Annotated in this window: 16 protein-coding genes and 1 other RNA gene; 9 read left to right on the top strand and 8 right to left on the bottom strand. The window is 68.8% G+C overall.

The window, feature by feature from the left end; translation table 11 throughout:
• The first annotated feature begins 3 nt into the window (after nucleotides 1-3).
• Nucleotides 4-1,143, top strand: coding sequence for a DNA recombination protein RmuC (gene rmuC, locus QNJ67_10055; GenBank protein MDJ0609307.1), 1,140 nt, complete (start codon nucleotides 4-6; stop codon nucleotides 1,141-1,143).
• A gap of 210 nt (nucleotides 1,144-1,353) precedes the next feature.
• Here rmuC and recR read toward each other — a convergent pair whose 3' ends face one another.
• The 5 genes from recR to QNJ67_10030 all read right to left on the bottom strand — a co-directional run bounded on the left by recR (nucleotide 1,354) and on the right by QNJ67_10030 (nucleotide 5,598).
• Nucleotides 1,354-1,947, bottom strand: coding sequence for a recombination mediator RecR (gene recR, locus QNJ67_10050; GenBank protein MDJ0609306.1), 594 nt, complete (start codon nucleotides 1,945-1,947; stop codon nucleotides 1,354-1,356).
• 37 nt (nucleotides 1,948-1,984) lie between these two features.
• The gene (locus QNJ67_10045; protein MDJ0609305.1) at nucleotides 1,985-2,308 is read right to left on the bottom strand and encodes a YbaB/EbfC family nucleoid-associated protein; all 324 of its coding nucleotides are present in this window, start codon (nucleotides 2,306-2,308) and stop codon (nucleotides 1,985-1,987) included.
• On the bottom strand, nucleotides 2,305-4,089 hold the full coding sequence (locus QNJ67_10040) for a DNA polymerase III subunit gamma/tau (protein MDJ0609304.1): 1,785 nt from the start codon (nucleotides 4,087-4,089) through the stop codon (nucleotides 2,305-2,307). The genes QNJ67_10045 and QNJ67_10040 overlap by 4 nt, the downstream gene beginning before the upstream one ends.
• Nucleotides 4,090-4,205: 116 nt before the next feature.
• An RNA gene (gene ffs, locus QNJ67_10035) (signal recognition particle sRNA small type) lies at nucleotides 4,206-4,302 on the bottom strand.
• 72 nt (nucleotides 4,303-4,374) lie between these two features.
• A complete protein-coding gene (locus QNJ67_10030; GenBank protein MDJ0609303.1) occupies nucleotides 4,375-5,598 on the bottom strand; it encodes an MFS transporter in 1,224 nt (407 codons plus the stop codon).
• A gap of 128 nt (nucleotides 5,599-5,726) precedes the next feature.
• Here QNJ67_10030 and QNJ67_10025 point away from each other — a divergent pair, with 128 nt between their 5' ends.
• The gene (locus QNJ67_10025) at nucleotides 5,727-6,140 is read left to right on the top strand and encodes a hypothetical protein (GenBank protein ID MDJ0609302.1); all 414 of its coding nucleotides are present in this window, start codon (nucleotides 5,727-5,729) and stop codon (nucleotides 6,138-6,140) included.
• Between the two features lie 84 nt (nucleotides 6,141-6,224).
• A complete protein-coding gene (nudC, locus tag QNJ67_10020) occupies nucleotides 6,225-7,145 on the top strand; it encodes an NAD(+) diphosphatase (GenBank protein MDJ0609301.1) in 921 nt (306 codons plus the stop codon).
• Nucleotides 7,146-7,320: 175 nt separating this feature from the next.
• Here nudC and QNJ67_10015 read toward each other — a convergent pair whose 3' ends face one another.
• From QNJ67_10015 to QNJ67_10005, 3 genes are all read right to left on the bottom strand, one after another.
• On the bottom strand, nucleotides 7,321-7,515 hold the full coding sequence (locus QNJ67_10015; protein MDJ0609300.1) for a hypothetical protein: 195 nt from the start codon (nucleotides 7,513-7,515) through the stop codon (nucleotides 7,321-7,323).
• A gap of 121 nt (nucleotides 7,516-7,636) precedes the next feature.
• Nucleotides 7,637-8,512, bottom strand: a complete 876-nt coding sequence (locus QNJ67_10010) for a prephenate dehydratase (protein MDJ0609299.1) — start codon at nucleotides 8,510-8,512, stop codon at nucleotides 7,637-7,639.
• Nucleotides 8,513-8,538: 26 nt separating this feature from the next.
• Entirely contained in the window at nucleotides 8,539-9,312 is a 774-nt protein-coding gene (locus QNJ67_10005) for a 3-deoxy-manno-octulosonate cytidylyltransferase (GenBank protein ID MDJ0609298.1), read from the bottom strand.
• Nucleotides 9,313-9,498: 186 nt separating this feature from the next.
• Here QNJ67_10005 and QNJ67_10000 point away from each other — a divergent pair, with 186 nt between their 5' ends.
• The 6 genes from QNJ67_10000 (at nucleotide 9,499) to QNJ67_09975 (ending at nucleotide 16,856) form a co-directional block, all read left to right on the top strand.
• The gene (locus QNJ67_10000) at nucleotides 9,499-10,047 is read left to right on the top strand and encodes a cytochrome c family protein (GenBank protein ID MDJ0609297.1); all 549 of its coding nucleotides are present in this window, start codon (nucleotides 9,499-9,501) and stop codon (nucleotides 10,045-10,047) included.
• A gap of 19 nt (nucleotides 10,048-10,066) precedes the next feature.
• Nucleotides 10,067-10,882 (top strand): histidinol-phosphatase, encoded by an 816-nt coding sequence (gene hisN / locus QNJ67_09995; GenBank protein MDJ0609296.1) that lies wholly within the window; start codon nucleotides 10,067-10,069, stop codon nucleotides 10,880-10,882.
• A 92-nt stretch (nucleotides 10,883-10,974) separates the two neighbouring features.
• Nucleotides 10,975-12,951, top strand: a complete 1,977-nt coding sequence (locus QNJ67_09990; GenBank protein ID MDJ0609295.1) for an extracellular solute-binding protein — start codon at nucleotides 10,975-10,977, stop codon at nucleotides 12,949-12,951.
• A 13-nt stretch (nucleotides 12,952-12,964) separates the two neighbouring features.
• Nucleotides 12,965-14,065 (top strand): microcin C ABC transporter permease YejB, encoded by a 1,101-nt coding sequence (locus QNJ67_09985; protein MDJ0609294.1) that lies wholly within the window; start codon nucleotides 12,965-12,967, stop codon nucleotides 14,063-14,065.
• A gap of 59 nt (nucleotides 14,066-14,124) precedes the next feature.
• Nucleotides 14,125-15,228 carry an ABC transporter permease gene (locus QNJ67_09980; protein MDJ0609293.1) on the top strand — a complete coding sequence of 368 codons (1,104 nt, stop codon included), beginning with the start codon at nucleotides 14,125-14,127 and terminating at the stop codon, nucleotides 15,226-15,228.
• A gap of 44 nt (nucleotides 15,229-15,272) precedes the next feature.
• Nucleotides 15,273-16,856 (top strand): ABC transporter ATP-binding protein, encoded by a 1,584-nt coding sequence (locus QNJ67_09975; GenBank protein ID MDJ0609292.1) that lies wholly within the window; start codon nucleotides 15,273-15,275, stop codon nucleotides 16,854-16,856.
• The last annotated feature ends 9 nt before the right edge of the window (nucleotides 16,857-16,865 follow it).

The raw sequence follows: 16,865 nt of genomic DNA, 5'->3' as shown, positions 1-16,865 counted from the left end.
CCGATGGAATCGCCGGAGCTCGCCGCCCTGGCCGACCGCCTCGACCCCCTGGTCCTGCTCGCCGCCCTGGCCGTCCTGGTCCTGCTCGGGCTGGGCGGCCTCGTCGCCGCCGTTGTCCTGGCCGCCGGGCGCGGCCGGCGGGCCGAGCTGGCCGGCCGCCTGGCCCAGATGGCCGAGAGCCAGGCCGCGCTGCAGGCGCGTCTGGCCGAGCAGCTGCAGGCCCAGGAGCGCGCCGTCACCCAGGCGCTGGAGGCCCGCCTCGGCGACCTCTCCAAGCGGGTCGGCGACCACATCCAGGACTCCACCACGCGCAGCCACAACGCGCTCAGCGAGCTGCGCGAGCGCCTAGCGGTGATCGACCGGGCCCAGAAGAACATCACCGAGCTCTCGACCCAGGTGGTCGGCCTCCAGGAGATCCTGTCCAACAAGCAGGCGCGCGGCGCCTTCGGCGAGATCCAGCTGAACGACCTGGTCACCGGGATCCTGCCGCCGGACAGCTACGCCTTCCAGGCGACCCTCGGCAACAAGCGGCGGGTCGACTGCCTGATCAAGCTGCCCAACCCGCCGGGGCCGATCGCGATCGACTCCAAATTCCCCCTGGAAAGCTACGAGGCCCTGCGCAGCGCCGCCGACGACCCCGGCCGCCAGCAGGCGCGCCGCGCGCTGGCCCAGGACCTGCGCGTCCACGTCCAGGCCATCGCCGAGCGCTACATCATCCCCGGCGAGACCGCCGAGTCCGCGCTCCTGTTCCTGCCGAGCGAGGCGATCTACGCCGAGCTCCACGCCAACTTCCGGCCGGTCGTGGAGGAGTCCTACCGGGCGCGGGTCTGGATCGTCTCGCCGACCACCCTGATGGCGACGCTCAACACGGTGCGCGCCGTGCTCAAGGACGTGCGCATGCGCGAGCAGGCCGGCGTGATCCAGGCCGAGATCCTGAAGCTGCTGGAGGATGTGACCCGGCTCGACGAGCGGGCCGCCAAGCTGCAGCGGCACTTCGAGCAGGCCGGCGAGGACCTGCGCCAGATCCGGATCTCCTCGGACAAGGTGACCCGCCGCGGCCTGCGCATCGAGGAGCTCGAGTTCGAGGAGGCGCCGCCGCGGGGCGACGACATCGCGCCCCTGCGCCAGGTCGCGGGCGATTAACGCGATTTGAGTAAATAGTAGATTTAACTAAAATCCAATTAATTCAATAAAATACAATGAAAACAGAAGCTTAAGACCTCTCCCTTTCGGAAAGGGGGGCGAAGCCCGGCGCTACGCGCGGTGAGGGCGAGTTGTTTTCTTGTCGTGCACCAAAGACCCTCACCCGCCTCGGCTTCGCCTCGGCGACCTCTCCCAAGGGAGAGGTGATACCTACGCCGGCCGCCTCGCCTTGAGGGCGGCGCTCAGGGTGCCGTCGTCCAGGTAGTCCAGCTCACCGCCGACCGGCACGCCGTGGGCGAGGCGGGTGACGGCGACGTCGAGCCCGGCCAGGCGCTCGGCGACGTAGTGCGCCGTGGTCTGACCGTCGACCGTGGCCGAGAGCGCCAGGATCACCTCGCGCACTCCGGTGTCGCGGACCCGGGCCGCGAGATCGCCGATCCTCAGGTCGTCGGGCCCGCGCCCGTCGAGTGCCGAGAGGGTGCCGCCGAGCACGTGGTAGAGGCCGCGGAAGGCGCCGCTGCGCTCGATCGCCCAGAGATCGCCGATCTCCTCGACGACGCAGACCGCCGCGCGGTCCCGTTCCAAATCGCTGCAGATCCCGCAGGGATCGCTGGTGTCGAGGTTGCCGCAGACCCCGCAGTCGGCCAGCTTTTGGGCGGCCTCGCGCAGGCTGTCGGCGAGCGGCAGCATGAGCGACTCCCGGCGCTTCATCAGGTGCAGGACCGCGCGCCGCGCCGAGCGCGGCCCCAGCCCCGGCAGCCGCGCCAGCTGCTGGATCAGACGCTCGATCTCCCTGGTCGCCATGGGGGCCGACATGGACTTCGGCGCGCGCGGTTCCCGCTCAGAAGGGCAGCTTCATGCCGGGCGGCAGCTGCAGACCGCCGGTCAGCTTCTGCATCTCTTCGGCGACGAAGGCCTCGACCTTGGCCTTGGCGTCCGAGGCGGCGGCGACGATCAGGTCCTCCAGGACCTCGGCGTCGTCCGGTTGGATCAGGCTAGGGTCGATCTTGATCGCGGTCATCTCGCCCTTGCCGTTCATGGTCACGCTGACCATGCCGCCGCCGGCCGCGCCGCTGACTTCGGCGGCCGCCAGCTGGTTCTGCAGGTCGGCCATCTTGGCCTGCATCTCCTGCGCCTGCTTCATCATCTGACCGAGGTTCTTCATGGCGCCTCATCTCCTTGATCGTCGGTTTCCGGTTCCGGCCGCCCGGCCTCGCGCCGTACCACGAGGCGGCTGCCGGGAAAGGTATCCATGGCGGCTTTGACCAGGGGCTGCGCCATGACCTCCCGGCGCAGGCGTTCCTCGTCCGCCTTCTCCTGGTCCTGCAGGGTCGGCGCGCCCTCCTGGTCGGATATGCTGACCATCCAGCGCCGCCCGGTCCAGGTTTCCAGCAGCCGGCCCAGGCGGCCGGCCAGATCGCGCGGCGCCTCTTCGACCAGGCGCAGCTCGATCCGGCCCGGCTCGAACTTCACCGGATGAACCTGGGCGGCGAGCTGGCTGGCGAACAGCCGCTCCCGGTTCACCCGGGCCAGCTCGACCACCTCGGCGAAGCTGGTCGGCTGCGGCGGCGCCGCGGCGGACGGCTCGGCCTGGGGTTCGCGCCGGGACTCGGCCAGGGGCTCGGCGAGAGTCTCGGGCAGGGGCTCCGACTGGGCGGCCGCAGCGATGGTCTCACCCCGCGGCGCGCTCTGCGTCCTCGGGCCCGACGGGCCGCCGCGCGCGGCGGGCGGCGCAGGCGCGGCGCTCTCTGCGCCCTCGCTCAGCCGCTTGACCAGCTCGCCCGGGGTCGGCAGGTCGCTGGCGTAGATCAGGCGGATCAGCGCCATCTCCGCCGCCTGCAGCGGGTCGGGCGCGGACTGGGTCTCGCCCAGCCCCTTCAGCAGCATCTGCCAGGCGCGCGCCAGGGCGGGCAGGCCGAGCTCTCCGGCCAGGTGCCGCCCGCGCTCGCGCTCCGCCTCGGGCAGGGCGGGCGCCGAGAGCGTGTCCGGCACCAGCTTGGCGCGGGTCAGGAAATGGGTCAGCTCGAGCAGGTCCTCGATCACCACCGCCGGGGCCACGCCGCCGCCGTGCAGCTCGGCCAGCAGGGCCAGCGCCTCCGGCGCCTTGCCGGCCATGACCGCCTCGAAGAGGTCGAAGATCCGCGTGCGGTCGGCGAGGCCGAGCATCTGCTTGACCTCCTCCTCGTCCAGCCGGACCGGCCCGCCGCCGGCGGAAGACGAGAGCGCGATCGCCTGGTCGAGCAGGGAAAGGCCGTCGCGCACCGACCCGTCGGCGGCGCGGGCGATCATGGCCACCGCGGCCTCGCCGGCCTCGATGCCCTCCTTCTCGGCGATGGCGGCGAAGTGGCTGGTCAGGACCGCCTCGGGAACCCGCTTGAGATCGAAGCGCTGGCAGCGCGACAGCACCGTCACCGGAACCTTGCGGATCTCGGTCGTGGCGAACACGAAGACCACGTTGTCGGGCGGCTCCTCCAGCGTCTTGAGCAGGCCGTTGAAAGCCTGCTTCGACAGCATGTGGACCTCGTCGATGATGTAGATCTTGTTGCGCGCCGAGACCGGCCGGTAGCGCACGCCCTCGATCAGCTCGCGCACGTCGTCGATGCCGGTCCGGCTGGCCGCGTCCATCTCGATCACGTCGACGTGGCGGTCCTCGGCGATCGCCCGGCAGGACTCGCAGACGCCGCAGGGCGTGATCGTCGGCCCGCCCTGGCCGTCCGGCCCGACGCAGTTGAGCGCCCGGGCGATCAGGCGGGCGGTCGTGGTCTTGCCCACCCCACGCACGCCGGTCAGGACGAAGGCGTGGGCGACCCGCCCGCTGCCGATCGCGTTGGACAGGGTGCGGACCAGCGCCTCCTGGCCGATCAGGTCGTCGAAGGTGGTCGGCCGATACTTGCGCGCGAGGACCCGGTATGCCTCGGATTTCGGTCGGTCGGCGGCGTCGCTCATCGCGGGGGCTTCGGGCCTTCCTCGAATGGTTCCGGCGGTTCGGGCCGCCGCTTGCTCTTGCCCGCGCGGGTGCTCTCGTCCGGTCCGATTCTGCGCCCTTGCCGGGCGCGCGGGAGGTGGGAGGCTGGGTGGACGACCCGGGCAAATCTCGTTACGGCTGCTCCCTTCCGGGCCTGACCGGGTTGGCGAGCCGCCCGTCCGCTGCCAACCTCCCGGGCCGACTATCCGCGATCCCGGGCCGGCGGGCAAGGGCTCTCTGGCGGCGCCCGGCGGCCCCGGTGCCGCTCAACCGTCCCGCGCGACGGCCGGGGTCGCCGCGGCGATCAGCACCGCGACCAGCGCGAAGACGGCGGCCATCAGAAAGGCGTAGGTCAGGTCCCAGTTGCCGACGGCGCCGGCCAGAATGCTGCCGACGGCGCCGACCCCGTCGAGCATGACGAAGGCGAGACCAAGGGTCGTGCCTTCCCGCCTGCGGGCGAAGTCCACAGCGGTTGCCAGCACCGCGGCCCGTACCGAGGTGAGCGCCCCCACCGCCACGATCAGCAGAGCGACGATCGTGAGCGGCCCGAAGTCGAGGAACAGGCCGATGGCGCCGATGGCGCCGACCAGGTTGCCGACGATAATGATCGCCTTGCGCCCGACCAGGTCGGAGAGGTAGCCGACCAGGGGCTGCACCAGGGCGCCCGCCAGGATCATGGCCGAGAAGACCGCGCCGGCCGCGGCCGAGGAGAAGCCCTTGGCGCTCTGCAGGAAAAGCGGCGTCATGGCCATGATCGCAATCAGGGCCATGTTGTAGAAGCTCGTCAGCCCGGCGATCTTGAGCCCGGTCCGGCTGTACCAGACCCTGAGGATCGCGCCGAAATCGGCGCGCGACATGGCGCCATCTGGCGAGGGCGGCACGCGCGGGAGCAGGAAGAGGAAGTAGAGGCCCATGACCAGCGCGGGCAGGGCCGCGATCTGCAGCGTGGAGCGCCAGTCGAGGTGGACCAGCAGGAAGCCGACCGCGAGCGGCGCCAGCACTTCGGCGAAGGTTCCGCCCATGGCGTGGATGCCGAGCGCCTGGGCGCGCCGCCGGGGCCGGGCCTGGACCAGGACGCCGGTCGCGATCGGGTGCCAGGCGGCGTCGCCGAGGCCGGCCACCGCCATGAGGATGGCCAGCGTCCAGAATCCCGGCGCGAAGGACGCGACGATGTAGCCGATGCCGACCCACCAGAAGGTCGCCGCCAGCAGGCGCCCCCGGTTGGCCACGTGGTCGGCCAGGATCCCCGCCGGCAGGTAGCCGAGCGCGGCGCCGACCGTATGGATCCCGATCAAGAGCCCGATCTCGGCCGGCGACAGGTTCATGGCGATCGCGATCGCCGGCGTCAGCAGCCAGACGGATCCGGGCGCAAAGTCGTTCGCCAGGTGACCGAGCGGGAAGGACACCAGGAAGGACCGGGTCGGGTCGCGCTGTGCGCCGCGCAACGACGTCGTGCTTTCCATGTGCTCGGCCACGGCTGAAGGGCTCACGAAGGATTTGATCTAGGCGCCCTTGATATCATCTCGAATATCCGACTCGCTATCCAAGTTTGCTGCACCAAACCCGAGCGCCTTTCCAGAGCGAAGCCGGCACATGTAGTAGACTCGCCCAGGTCGGCGTGCTCGTCGATCCAATGACGTGGGAGATTCCTGTCTTGTTGTGTCCGAAGATGTTTCTCGTCCTTGTCCTCGCGGGGCTGACAATCACGCAGAGTCGGACGGCCTCCTCACAGGAAATCAAGGACTGCCAAGCGGCCAATGACCACCTCCAGGGTGTCATGGCCGCGGTCAATTATTGCGAGCGGGCGGATGACTGTACGGCCGTAGCCTACAATTCCAACCGCTCCGTCGGCTGCGGCACTCTGTTCAACAAAGCCAAGCGGGCGGAGATTGAATCGGCGATCGAGGTTTATGCCCAGTTTTGCTTTCCGCATTGGCACTGCCTGGGCTGGGCGGCCGATCATCGTGTGACATGCGTCGAGAACAGATGTGAATGGCAGAGAAAGCAAGACCGCGGACTGTTGCCACAGTAGGACGCAGAGTCGGCCGAACCCTTGGAAAGCTCTCGGTTCGGATGATTGCCTCGCTTCACCGCCTATGCCACCTTCCGGCCCGTCATGCAGCGGCCGAATTTCTACAGCGGAGCCGGCCTCGACCGGGCCGACCCATTGCGGCACGACGAGGCCTGGCTGCGCGCCCGCCTCGGCGACCCGGCGACCCGCTTCGTCGCGGTCTGGCGCTCGCGCAACCTGGTGGTCCCGGGCGACGCGCCCCGGCCCTTCTGGTTGGGCGCGGAACAGGTCGCGGCCTTCCTGCCCCAGGTCGGCCAGCAGGTCTTCCTCGGCGTCGCCGAGGAGCGGGCCTACATCGCGCTCGACCTCTCGCACCTGGAAGAGCCGCAGCGGGAACTGGCGCTGCCCGCGTCAGGGGAGTTCCACGACCTGCGCGCGGTCGGGCCGCTCATGGCCCGCCACGAGGGCTCGATCATGGCCTACGCCCGGGGCCTGATGCACTGGCACCGGCGCCACCGATTCTGCGGCAACTGCGGCCATCCGACCGAGAGCCGGCGCGGCGGCCACATTCGGGTCTGCACGGAACAATCTTGCGGGCTGCAGCACTTCCCGCGCACCGACCCGGCGGTGATCATGCTGGTGCACGACGGCGAGCGCTGCGTGCTGGGCCGGCAGAAAGTCTGGCCGCCGGGCATGCACTCGACCCTGGCCGGCTTCGTCGAGCCGGGCGAGAGCCTGGAGGAGGCGGTCGCCCGCGAGGTGGCCGAGGAAGTGGGCCTCGCCGTCGAGGTCGGGCGGGTGCGCTACCAATCCTCCCAGCCCTGGCCCTTTCCCGCCTCGATCATGCTCGGCTTCACCGCCGAGGTCGATCCGGCGCCGATCAGGATCTACGAGGAGGAAATCGAGAGCGCGCGCTGGTTCACCCGCGCGGAGCTGCGCGAATCACCCGAGGACGAGACGCTGCGCCTGCCGCGGCGCGACTCGATCGCCCGCCGCCTGGTCGAAGACTGGATCGCCGAGGGTTAGATCTGGCTCGTGATCTTCGGGTTGGGATGTGCCTAGCCGGCGCCATCACCCTTCGACAGGCTCAGGGTGAGGGTGTGATGCTTCAAAGAAATAACCTCATCCGCGCGCAGCGCCGGGCTTCGCCCCTTGTCGAAGGATGACCGTGCTCAAGCGCGAGAGCTGCTCCTTCAACGAACTAGGCGGCCTCGATGTCCGGGCGGGTTAGGCCGAGGGCGGTGTCCAGCCGGACCTGCGCATCCTGCACGACGGTCCAGACCTGATCCGCCGTCAGGCCGTCATAGCGGAGCAGCAGCCGCGCGGCGGGATCGGCCAACAGCTCGGCCACGCTCGGCTCGCTGCCGGGGTCCAACCAAAGCCCTTCGTTCGCCATCGCGCTTTCCTCCCCGCGCTCTTTTACCCTGTCGAGATAAGCGGGTTCTCTACCCGATGCCAGGGGCCTTTTAGTAACTTTGCCGTGTCAATTGCAAGACAGCTGCAACCGTGAGGGCGGGTCAAAATCCGCCGGCGCCTCCGGAGTCCGTACGGAAGGGGGCGGCGTGGTAGACGCCCAGGATGCGCACCTCGCGCGAGAAGAAACTGAGCTCCTCGAGGGCGAGACGCACCGGCCGCTGGTCCGGGTGCCCCTCGATGTCGGCGTAGAACTGGGCGACCGTGAAGGAGCCGTCGATGATGTAGCTCTCCAGCTTGGTGATGTTGACGCCGTTGGTGGCGAAGCCGCCCAGCGCCTTGTAGAGCGCGGCCGGCACCGAACGCACACGGAACACGAAGGTGGTGATGACCGGCCCTTCGGCCGGGTCCGGATCGACCGGCTCCTCGGACATGATGACGAAGCGGGTCGTGTTGTGCTCGGCGTCCTCGACGTTGCCCGCCAGCACTTCGAGGCCGTAGGTCTCGGCCGCCAGGGCCGAGGCGATGGCCCCCTGGCTCGGGTCGCCAAGCGCCGCCGCTTCCGCCGCCGCGCCCGCCGTGTCGGCGTGCATCAGCGCCTCGAAGCCCTGTTCGCGGATGAAGTTGCGGCACTGCGAGAGGGCCTGGACGTGGGAGCGGACGACCTTCAGGCCAGCCAGGGTGGCGCCCTTGGGGGCGAGCAGGAAGTGGTCCACCTTGTGGAAGTGCTCGCCGACGATGTGCAGGGAGGAGTCCGGCAGGAGGTGGTGGATATCGGCGACCCGTCCGGCGATCGAGTTCTCGATCGGGATCATGGCCAGGTCGGCCCGGCGGTCGCGCACCGCGGCGAAGGCCTCCTCAAAGGACGCGCAGGGCAGGGTGGTCAGCTCCGGATAGGCGGCGCGGCAGGCCATGTCGGAATTGGCGCCGGGGACACCCTGGAACGCGATCCGGCCGGTGCGCGTGGTGGACTCGCTCATGAAGATTTTGTCCGAAGGATCAGTGCTTAAGACGATCGGGGCGCGAGCAGTTCCCGGGCCCGGTCGAGGTCGGCGGGAGTATCGACACCGAGCGGCAGGGTGTCAACGAGGGCCACGTCGATGCGCATGCCGCCCTCGAGGGCGCGCAGCTGCTCCAGCTTCTCCCGCCGCTCAAGGCCGCCCGGCGGCAGGGATACGAAACGCTCGAGCGCGGCCCGGCGGTAGGCGTAGATCCCGATGTGATGATAGAGCGGCAGGTCGTCGGCCGCGCCGGCCCAGGGCACCGGCGCGCGGCTGAAATAGAGCGCCCGCGCAACCCCGGCGTCCGGCGCCGCCGCTTCGGGAAAGGCCGCCGCCGCCTTGACCACGTTGGGATTGGACCGCTCCTCCGGCCGGGTGATCTCGACCGCCAGGGTGGCGATGTCGACCGCCGGGTCGGCGAGGGGCTCCAGCACCCGCCGCAAGGCGACAGGCTCCAGGGTCGGCAGGTCGCCCTGGAGGTTTACGACGGTCTCGAAGCTGCGCCCGGGATCGATCTCGTTCAGCGCCTGGGCGATGCGGTCCGAGCCCGACGGGTGCGCCGGATCGGTCAGGACCGCCCGGCCGCCGACCGCCACGACCGCGTCGACGATGGCCGCTTCGGCTGCGGCCACCACCACGGGGCCGATCCCGGCTTCCACGGCGCGGCGCCAGACCTGCACGATCATCGGCGCGCCGTGGATGTCGGCGAGCGGCTTGTCCGGCAGCCGCGTGGAGGCGAGCCGCGCCGGGATCATGACGATCGTGGTCTCGCTGTCGATCATGAGGCGTTCCACAGGGTTCAGGGCCGGCGGCGGGAGCCGCCCGAGCTCCGTCAGGCCGCGCAGGTAAGAGCATCTTCCGGGCCGGCGCAAGTGCGCGATATTTCGTGCGCCGGCTATTGAACGGCCGGGGGGCTGGGGCTAAGGTCCCGCAGCGTTTGGCGAAGGGCTGTACGGGGAACCTCGATGTCGGATCTCGAAGGCACCAAGATCATCGGCGCGGTGCTCACCGCCGCCGTCATCGCGAGCGGTATCGGATTCATCACCAATCACGTCCTGATACACCCACCGCGGATCGCGGAGAACGCCTATCCGATCGTCGCGGACGAGGACGGCGAGGCCGTGGAAACGGTCGCCGCCGCGGCCCCGGCGCTCGAGCCGGTCGAGCCGCTTCTGGCCTCGGCCGACGTCGCGGCCGGCGAGAAGGTCACCAAGAAATGCACCGCCTGCCACAGCTTCAATGACGGCGGCGCCAATAAGGTCGGTCCCAACCTCTACGGCGTCATGGGTCGGGCGATCGCCAGCCACGGCGGTTTCTCCTACTCCGCCGCGCTTCAGGAAAAGGCCAGCGAGAGCTGGGACTACGGCAACATGAACGCCTTCCTGGCCAAGCCCAAGGAGTGGGCGCCGGGCACCAAGATGGCCTACGCCGGCCTCAAGAAGGTCGACGACCGGGCGAACCTTATCGCCTACCTCCGGACCCTGTCCGGCAGCCCGCTGCCCCTGCCCGAGTAGCCCGCCGGGGAGCGCGAGGGTGGCGTCGGCCGAAACGGGACAGGCGGCGCCCTGTCCGCAGACCCTGATCGACTTCGCCGACGCCCTGGCCGATGCCGCGCGGGCGATCACCGCGGCGGCCTTCCGCAGCCGGCTGGAGGTGATCGACAAGGCCGACCAGTCGCCGGTGACCCGGGCCGACCGGGAGGCCGAGGCGAGACTTCGGGACATGATCGCCGGAAGCTATCCGGACCACGGCATCGTCGGCGAGGAACACGGCGCAGAGCGCGCCGACGCGGACTACGTCTGGGTGCTCGACCCGATCGACGGCACCAAGCGCTTCATCACCGGCAACCCCCTCTTCGGCACCCTGATCGCCCTGCTGCACAAGGGCGCGCCGCTGCTCGGCGTGATCGACATGGGCGCACTGGGCGAGCGCTGGGTCGGCGCGCGCGGCCACGCGACGGTCTTCGGGAACTGCGAGGGCCGGCGGCCGGTCAGCGCGCGCGCCTGCGCCGGGATCGGCGCGGCGGCGCTCTGCGCCACTTCGCCGGACATGTTCGAGGGCGCCGAGGCACAGGCCTTCGACCGGCTGAGCCGGGCCGTCAAGATGCCGCTCTACGGCGGCGATTGCTATTCCTACGGCCTCCTGGCCAGCGGTTTCGTCGACCTGGTTGTCGAGTCGAGCATGGCGCCCTACGACTACCTCGCCCACGTGCCGATCATCGCCGGCGCGGGCGGGACCGTCACCGACTGGGAGGGCCGGGCGCTCGGCCTCGACTCGGGCCCGCGGGTCGTCGCGGCCGGCGATCCGGCGCTCCACGAAGCCGCGCTGGCGCTGCTTCAGCATGGTTAACAATTCGTTATCCAGGCCCGCTTAGCCTTGCCAGGTCACCGGCGAGGCATTAACTCCCTCCCTTAGTCCCGCACGCGCGACCGCCGAGGCCCATGCGTCTTCTCTCCCTGCTCCTCATACCCCTGTTGATCGCCGCGACCGGCGCGCTCGGCGCGGCCTACGAGACGCGGATCGGAGAGGACGGTCAGACGATCTACCGCGGCCATGCCATCGCCATGCACGGCGAGCCGAAGTACGGGCCCGAGTTCACCCACTTCGACTACGTCAATCCCGACGCGCCCAAGGGCGGCAGCGTGCGCCTCGCCCAGCAGGGCACCTTCGACAGCTTCCACAGCTTCATTCCCAAGGGCACTCCCGGCGTCGGCGACGCCACAGAGAGCTTGATGACATCCAGCTACGACGAGCCCTTCACCATGTACGGTTTGCTCGCCGAGTGGGTCGAGTGGCCCGAGGACCGTTCCTGGGTGGTTTTCGAGCTGCGGCCCGAGGCGCGCTGGCACGACGGGGAGCCGATCACCGTCGAGGACGTCATCTGGTCGCTCGATACCTTGAAGGCCAAGGGACCGCCGGTCTTCCGTTTCTATTACGGCAGCGTCGAGAGCGCGGAGAAGATCGGGCCCCGGCGGGTGCGGTTCAACTTCTCCGAGGCGGGCAACCGGGAGCTGCCGCTGATCGTCGGCCAGCTGCCGATCTTGCCGAAGCACTACTGGCAGGACCGGGACTTCGAGAAGACCACCCTGGTGCCTCCGCTCGGCAGCGGCCCCTACGTGGTGACCGAGTTCGAGGCCGGCCGCTATGTCGTGACCGAAAGGGTCGAGGACTACTGGGGTCGGGATCTGCCGGTCAATCGCGGGAAGGACAACTTCGACCGGATCCGCTACGACTACTTCCGCGACGGTACGGTGATCCGCCAGGCGCTCAAGGCCGGGCTGGTCGATTTCCGCGAGGAGAACACGGCCAAGTCCTGGGCGCTGGAGTACGACGTGCCGGCGCTGCGCGACGGCTGGCTCAAGAAGGTGGAGATCCCCCACGGTCAGCCGACCGGCATGCAGGCCTTCATCATGAACACCCGCCGCGACGTCTTCAAAGACTGGCGGGTGCGCCGCGCGCTGGCTTATGCCTTTGACTTCGAGTGGACCAATCCGAAGCTCTTCTTCGACCAGTACAGCCGCACCGAGAGCTACTTCTCCAACTCCGAGCTGGCGGCGACCGGCCTGCCCGAGGGCGAGGAGCTGGAGATCCTGGAACGCTTCCGCGGGCGTGTGCCCGAAGCGGTCTTCACGACGCCCTACGAAGCGCCCTCGACCGACGGCAGCGGCTGGCCGCGGGACAACCTGCGCCGCGCCTTCGCCCTGCTGGAGGAAGCCGGCTGGGTGGTTCGCGACATGAAGCTGGTCAATGCCGAGACCGGCACGCCGATGAGCTTCGAGATCCTTCTGCGCAGTCCGACCTTCGAGCGCATCGTCCTGCCATTCCAGCGCAACCTGGCGCGGCTCGGCATCGAGGCCAGGATACGCCTTGTCGACACCTCGCAGTACATCAACCGCCTGCGCTCCTTCGACTTCGACATGTTTATCGGTGGCTGGGGCCAGTCGGAGTCGCCGGGCAATGAGCAGCGCAACTACTGGAGCAGCGCCGCCGCCGACTCCCCGGCCGCGCGGAACTTCGTCGGCATCAAGGACCCGGTGATCGACGAGCTGATCGAACTAGTGATCACGGCGCCGAGCCGCGAGAGCCTGGTGGCCCGGACCCGGGCGCTCGACCGCGTCCTGCTGCATCACCACTTCGTCATTCCGAACTGGCACCTCAGCAAGCGGCGCATCGCCTACTGGGACAAGTTCGATCGTCCGCCCGACGGCAACGCCAAGATCGGCACCTCGTTCAATTGGTGGTGGTTTGATCCGGAGAAGGCGGCACGGCTGGAAGAGCGCCTCGAAGAGACGCCGCAGGAAGCCGATCTGTCCGGCGACGGCAGACCGGGTCCGGCGGTGATCGTCATGGTGCTCGCGGCCCTCATGCTCGCGGGTTTCTTCGTGTTCCGGCGGGCCATGCAGAACCGCCAGGCCTAGGAGAGTCGCCGCCATGACCGCCTACATCATCCGCCGCCTGCTGCTCATGATTCCGACACTGTTCGGAATCATGGTGATCAACTTCGTGGTCGTACAGCTCGCCCCGGGCGGGCCGGTCGAGCAGGCGATCGCCCAGATTACCGGTGACGGCACGGAGATCACCGAGCGGGTGACCCGGGAAGGCTCGGGCGAGACCCTTGAGATCTCGCAGAAGACGGCGAGCGATACCAGCCGCTACCGCGGCGCCCAGGGTCTGGATCCGGAGTTCATCGCTGAGCTCGAGCGCCGCTTCGGCTTCGACAAGCCGTTGCACGAGCGCTTCTTCGATATGATGGGCAACTACCTGGTGTTCGATTTCGGCGAGAGCTTCTTCCGCGACCGCAAGGTGGTGGATCTGGTGCTCGAGAAGATGCCGGTTTCCATCTCCCTGGGCATCTGGACCACCCTGCTGGTCTACCTGATCTCGATCCCGCTCGGCATCGGCAAGGCGGTCCGCGACGGCAGCCGCTTCGACATCTGGACGAGCGTGGTGGTGATCATCGGCAACGCTGTGCCCGGCTTCCTCTTCGCCGTCTTCCTGCTGGTCGTCTTCGCCGGCGGCAGCTATCTCGACTGGTTCCCGCTGCGCGGCCTGGTCTCGGAGAACTGGTCGAGCCTGAGCTGGCCCGAGCGGATTCTGGACTACCTATGGCACATGGTCCTGCCGGTCACGGCCATGGTGATCGGCGGCTTCGCCGCGCTGACCATGCTGACCAAGAACTCCTTCCTCGACCAGATCGGCCAGCAGTACGTCATCACCGCCCGGGCCAAGGGCCTGAGCGAGGGGCGGGTGCTCTACGGCCACGTCTTCCGCAACGCCATGCTGATCGTCATCGCCGGCTTCCCGGCGGCCTTCATCAGCATCCTCTTCACAGGGTCGGTGCTGATCGAGGTGATCTTCTCGCTCGACGGCCTCGGCCTGCTCGGCTTCGAGGCGGCCTTCGCGCGCGACTACCCGATCATGTTCGGCACGCTCTACTTCTACTCGCTGCTGGGTCTTCTGCTCGGCCTGATCGGCGATCTCACCTACACCTTGATCGATCCCCGGATCGACTTCGAGAGCCGGGAGGTCTGATCGTGGCCGACGCGACCGCCACCGCCGGGAGTAGAGCGCGGGAGAACCGCTTCCTCGGCATGAAGATCACGCCGCTAAACCGGCGCCGACTGAACAACTTCAAGGCCAACAAGCGCGGCTACTGGTCGCTCTGGATCTTCGCCGTGATCTTCGTCGTCACCCTCTTCGCCGAGTTCGTCGCCAACGAAAAGCCCTTTCTGGTCTACTACGACGGCGGCTTCTACATGCCGATCTTCAAGGCCCAACCGGAGACCACCTTCGGCGGCGAGTTCCTGACCGAGACGGATTTCCGCGACCCGGTGGTGGCCGAGAACATCAACGCCAATGGCTGGATGATCTGGCCACTGATCCGCTACAACCACCGCACCGTCGCCTGGGACCTGCCGGTGCCGGCGCCCTCGCCGCCCGACGGCGAGCACTGGCTGGGCACCGACGACCAGGCCCGCGACCTGACCGCGCGGCTGATCTACGGCTTCCGAATCTCGGTCCTCTTCGGCTTCACGCTGACCCTGATCAGCGCGGTCATCGGCGTCACGGCCGGCGCGATCCAGGGCTACTTCGGCGGCTGGACCGACCTGCTGTTCCAGCGCTTCATCGAGATCTGGGCCGGCCTGCCGACGCTCTACCTGCTGATCATCCTGGCCAGCGTGGTGACGCCGAACTTCTGGTGGCTCCTGGGCCTGCTGCTGCTTTTCAGCTGGATGGGCTTCGTCGGCGTGGTGCGCGCCGAGTTCCTGCGCGCGCGCAACTTCGACTACGTCCGCGCAGCCCGCGCGCTCGGCGTCAGCAACCTGGTCATCATGTTCCGCCACGTGCTGCCCAACGCCATGGTGGCGACCATCACCTTCATGCCCTTCACCCTGGCGGGCTCGGTCACGGTGCTGACCTCGCTCGACTTCTTGGGCATCGGCCTGCCGCCCGGCTCGGCCTCGCTGGGCGAGATCCTGGCCCAAGGGAAGGCCAACCTGCAGGCGCCCTGGCTCGGGCTGACCGGTTTCTTCGCCATCGCCGTGACGCTTAGCCTGCTGATCTTCATCGGCGAGGCGGTGCGCGACGCCTTCGACCCGCGCAAGCTTTTCGCCGACGCCGCGCCGCCCGAGGAGACCGGCCCGCAGGAGGCTTTGGGCGAGCCCGCGCCGGCGGGCGGGAGGGCCGGCAAGTGACGGCGCCGCTGCTCCAGGTCGCCAACCTCGGCGTCACCTTCGACATGCCAGGCCAGCCGGTCCAGGCGGTCAAGGGCGTCTCTTTTGAGATCGGCAAGGGCGAGACGCTCGCGCTGGTCGGCGAGAGCGGCTCGGGCAAGTCGGTCTCCGCGCTCTCGATCCTGCAGCTCCTGCCCTATCCCCTGGCGCGCCACCCGGCCGGCGCCTCGGTCCGCTTCAAGGGGCGCGAGCTGATCGGGGCGGGGCAGGCGACCCTGCGCGAGGTGCGCGGCAACGAGATCTCGATGATCTTCCAGGAGCCCATGACCTCGCTCAACCCGCTGCACAAGGTCGAGAAGCAGATCAACGAGACCCTCTTCCTGCACAAGGGTCTCTCGGCCCAGGCGGCCCATAATCGCACCCTCGAGCTGCTCGACATGGTCGGCATCCCCGACGCCAAGAAGCGGCTCAACGCCTATCCCCACGAGCTCTCCGGCGGGCAGCGCCAGCGCGTCATGATCGCCATGGCGCTGGCCAACGAGCCGGACCTGCTGATCGCCGACGAGCCGACCACCGCGCTCGACGTTACGATCCAGGCCCAGATCCTCAAGCTCTTGAAGGACCTGCAGCGCGACCTGGGCATGGCGCTGCTGCTGATCACCCACGACCTCGGCATCGTGCGCAAAATGGCCGACCGGGTCTGCGTCATGACCCAGGGCGAGATCGTCGAGAGCAACGCGGTCGAGGAGATCTTCACCCAGCCCCAGCACGGCTATACCAGGCGCCTCCTGGCGGCCGAGCCGAGCGGGGCGCCGATCGCCGCCCTTCCCGACGCGCCCACGGTCATGCAGGGCGACGAGATCAAGGTTCACTTCCCGATCAAGGCTGGTCTCCTGAAGCGCACGGTGGACCACGTGCGTGCGGTCGACGGCATCTCGATCGCGGTGCGCGAGGGCCACACCGTGGGTGTGGTCGGCGAGAGCGGCTCGGGCAAGACCACACTCGGCCTGGCCCTGCTGCGCCTGATCTCCAGCAAGGGGGCGATCCGTTTCAACGGCACGGACATCCAGGGGCGGAAGTCCAAGGCGCTCCGCCCGCTCCGGCGCGAGATGCAGGTGGTGTTCCAGGACCCCTTCGGCTCGCTCAGCCCGCGGCTTTCCATCGGCCAGATCGTCGAGGAGGGCCTCAAGGTCCACGGCCTCGGCCGCACCGAGGCCGAGCGCGAGGACCTTATCGTCGCGGCGCTCAACGAGGTCGGGCTCGACCCGGAGAGCCGTCACCGCTATCCCCACGAGTTCTCCGGCGGCCAGCGCCAGCGCGTCGCCATCGCCCGCGCCATGGTGCTGAAGCCGCGCTTCGTCGTGCTCGACGAGCCGACCTCGGCGCTCGACATGTCGGTCCAGGCGCAGATCGTCGACCTGCTGCGCGAACTCCAGGAGAAGCACCGTCTCGCCTACCTCTTCATCAGCCACGACCTCAAGGTGGTGCGCGCCCTGGCCGACGAGGTCATCGTCATGCGCGCCGGCCGGGTCGTCGAGCACGGCAGCGCAACCCAGATCTTCGACGCGCCCGCCGATCCCTACACCCAGGCCCTGATGAAGGCCGCCTTCGACCTGGAGGCGGTTGAAAGCGGCGTGGTTTCCATGTGATATCGGGGC

This window comes from Kiloniellales bacterium (assembly GCA_030064845.1).
Lineage (GTDB): Bacteria > Pseudomonadota > Alphaproteobacteria > Kiloniellales > JAKSDN01 > JASJEC01.
Note: the sequence above shows the minus strand (reverse complement) of the source record. Positions and strands in the feature narration are given on the sequence as shown.

What these genes read in the sequence shown, in the direction of transcription:
- rmuC (MDJ0609307.1), top strand. Translation starts at nt 4, where the DNA reads ATGGAATCGCCGGAGCTCGCCGCCCTGGCCGACCGCCTCGACCCCCTG.
- recR (MDJ0609306.1), bottom strand. Translation starts at nt 1,947, where the DNA reads ATGGCGACCAGGGAGATCGAGCGTCTGATCCAGCAGCTGGCGCGGCTG.
- QNJ67_10045 (MDJ0609305.1), bottom strand. Translation starts at nt 2,308, where the DNA reads ATGAAGAACCTCGGTCAGATGATGAAGCAGGCGCAGGAGATGCAGGCC.
- QNJ67_10040 (MDJ0609304.1), bottom strand. Translation starts at nt 4,089, where the DNA reads ATGAGCGACGCCGCCGACCGACCGAAATCCGAGGCATACCGGGTCCTC.
- nudC (MDJ0609301.1), top strand. Translation starts at nt 6,225, where the DNA reads ATGCAGCGGCCGAATTTCTACAGCGGAGCCGGCCTCGACCGGGCCGAC.
- QNJ67_10015 (MDJ0609300.1), bottom strand. Translation starts at nt 7,515, where the DNA reads ATGGCGAACGAAGGGCTTTGGTTGGACCCCGGCAGCGAGCCGAGCGTG.
- QNJ67_10010 (MDJ0609299.1), bottom strand. Translation starts at nt 8,512, where the DNA reads ATGAGCGAGTCCACCACGCGCACCGGCCGGATCGCGTTCCAGGGTGTC.
- QNJ67_10000 (MDJ0609297.1), top strand. Translation starts at nt 9,499, where the DNA reads ATGTCGGATCTCGAAGGCACCAAGATCATCGGCGCGGTGCTCACCGCC.
- QNJ67_09990 (MDJ0609295.1), top strand. Translation starts at nt 10,975, where the DNA reads ATGCGTCTTCTCTCCCTGCTCCTCATACCCCTGTTGATCGCCGCGACC.
- QNJ67_09985 (MDJ0609294.1), top strand. Translation starts at nt 12,965, where the DNA reads ATGACCGCCTACATCATCCGCCGCCTGCTGCTCATGATTCCGACACTG.
- QNJ67_09980 (MDJ0609293.1), top strand. Translation starts at nt 14,125, where the DNA reads ATGAAGATCACGCCGCTAAACCGGCGCCGACTGAACAACTTCAAGGCC.
- QNJ67_09975 (MDJ0609292.1), top strand. Translation starts at nt 15,273, where the DNA reads ATGCCAGGCCAGCCGGTCCAGGCGGTCAAGGGCGTCTCTTTTGAGATC.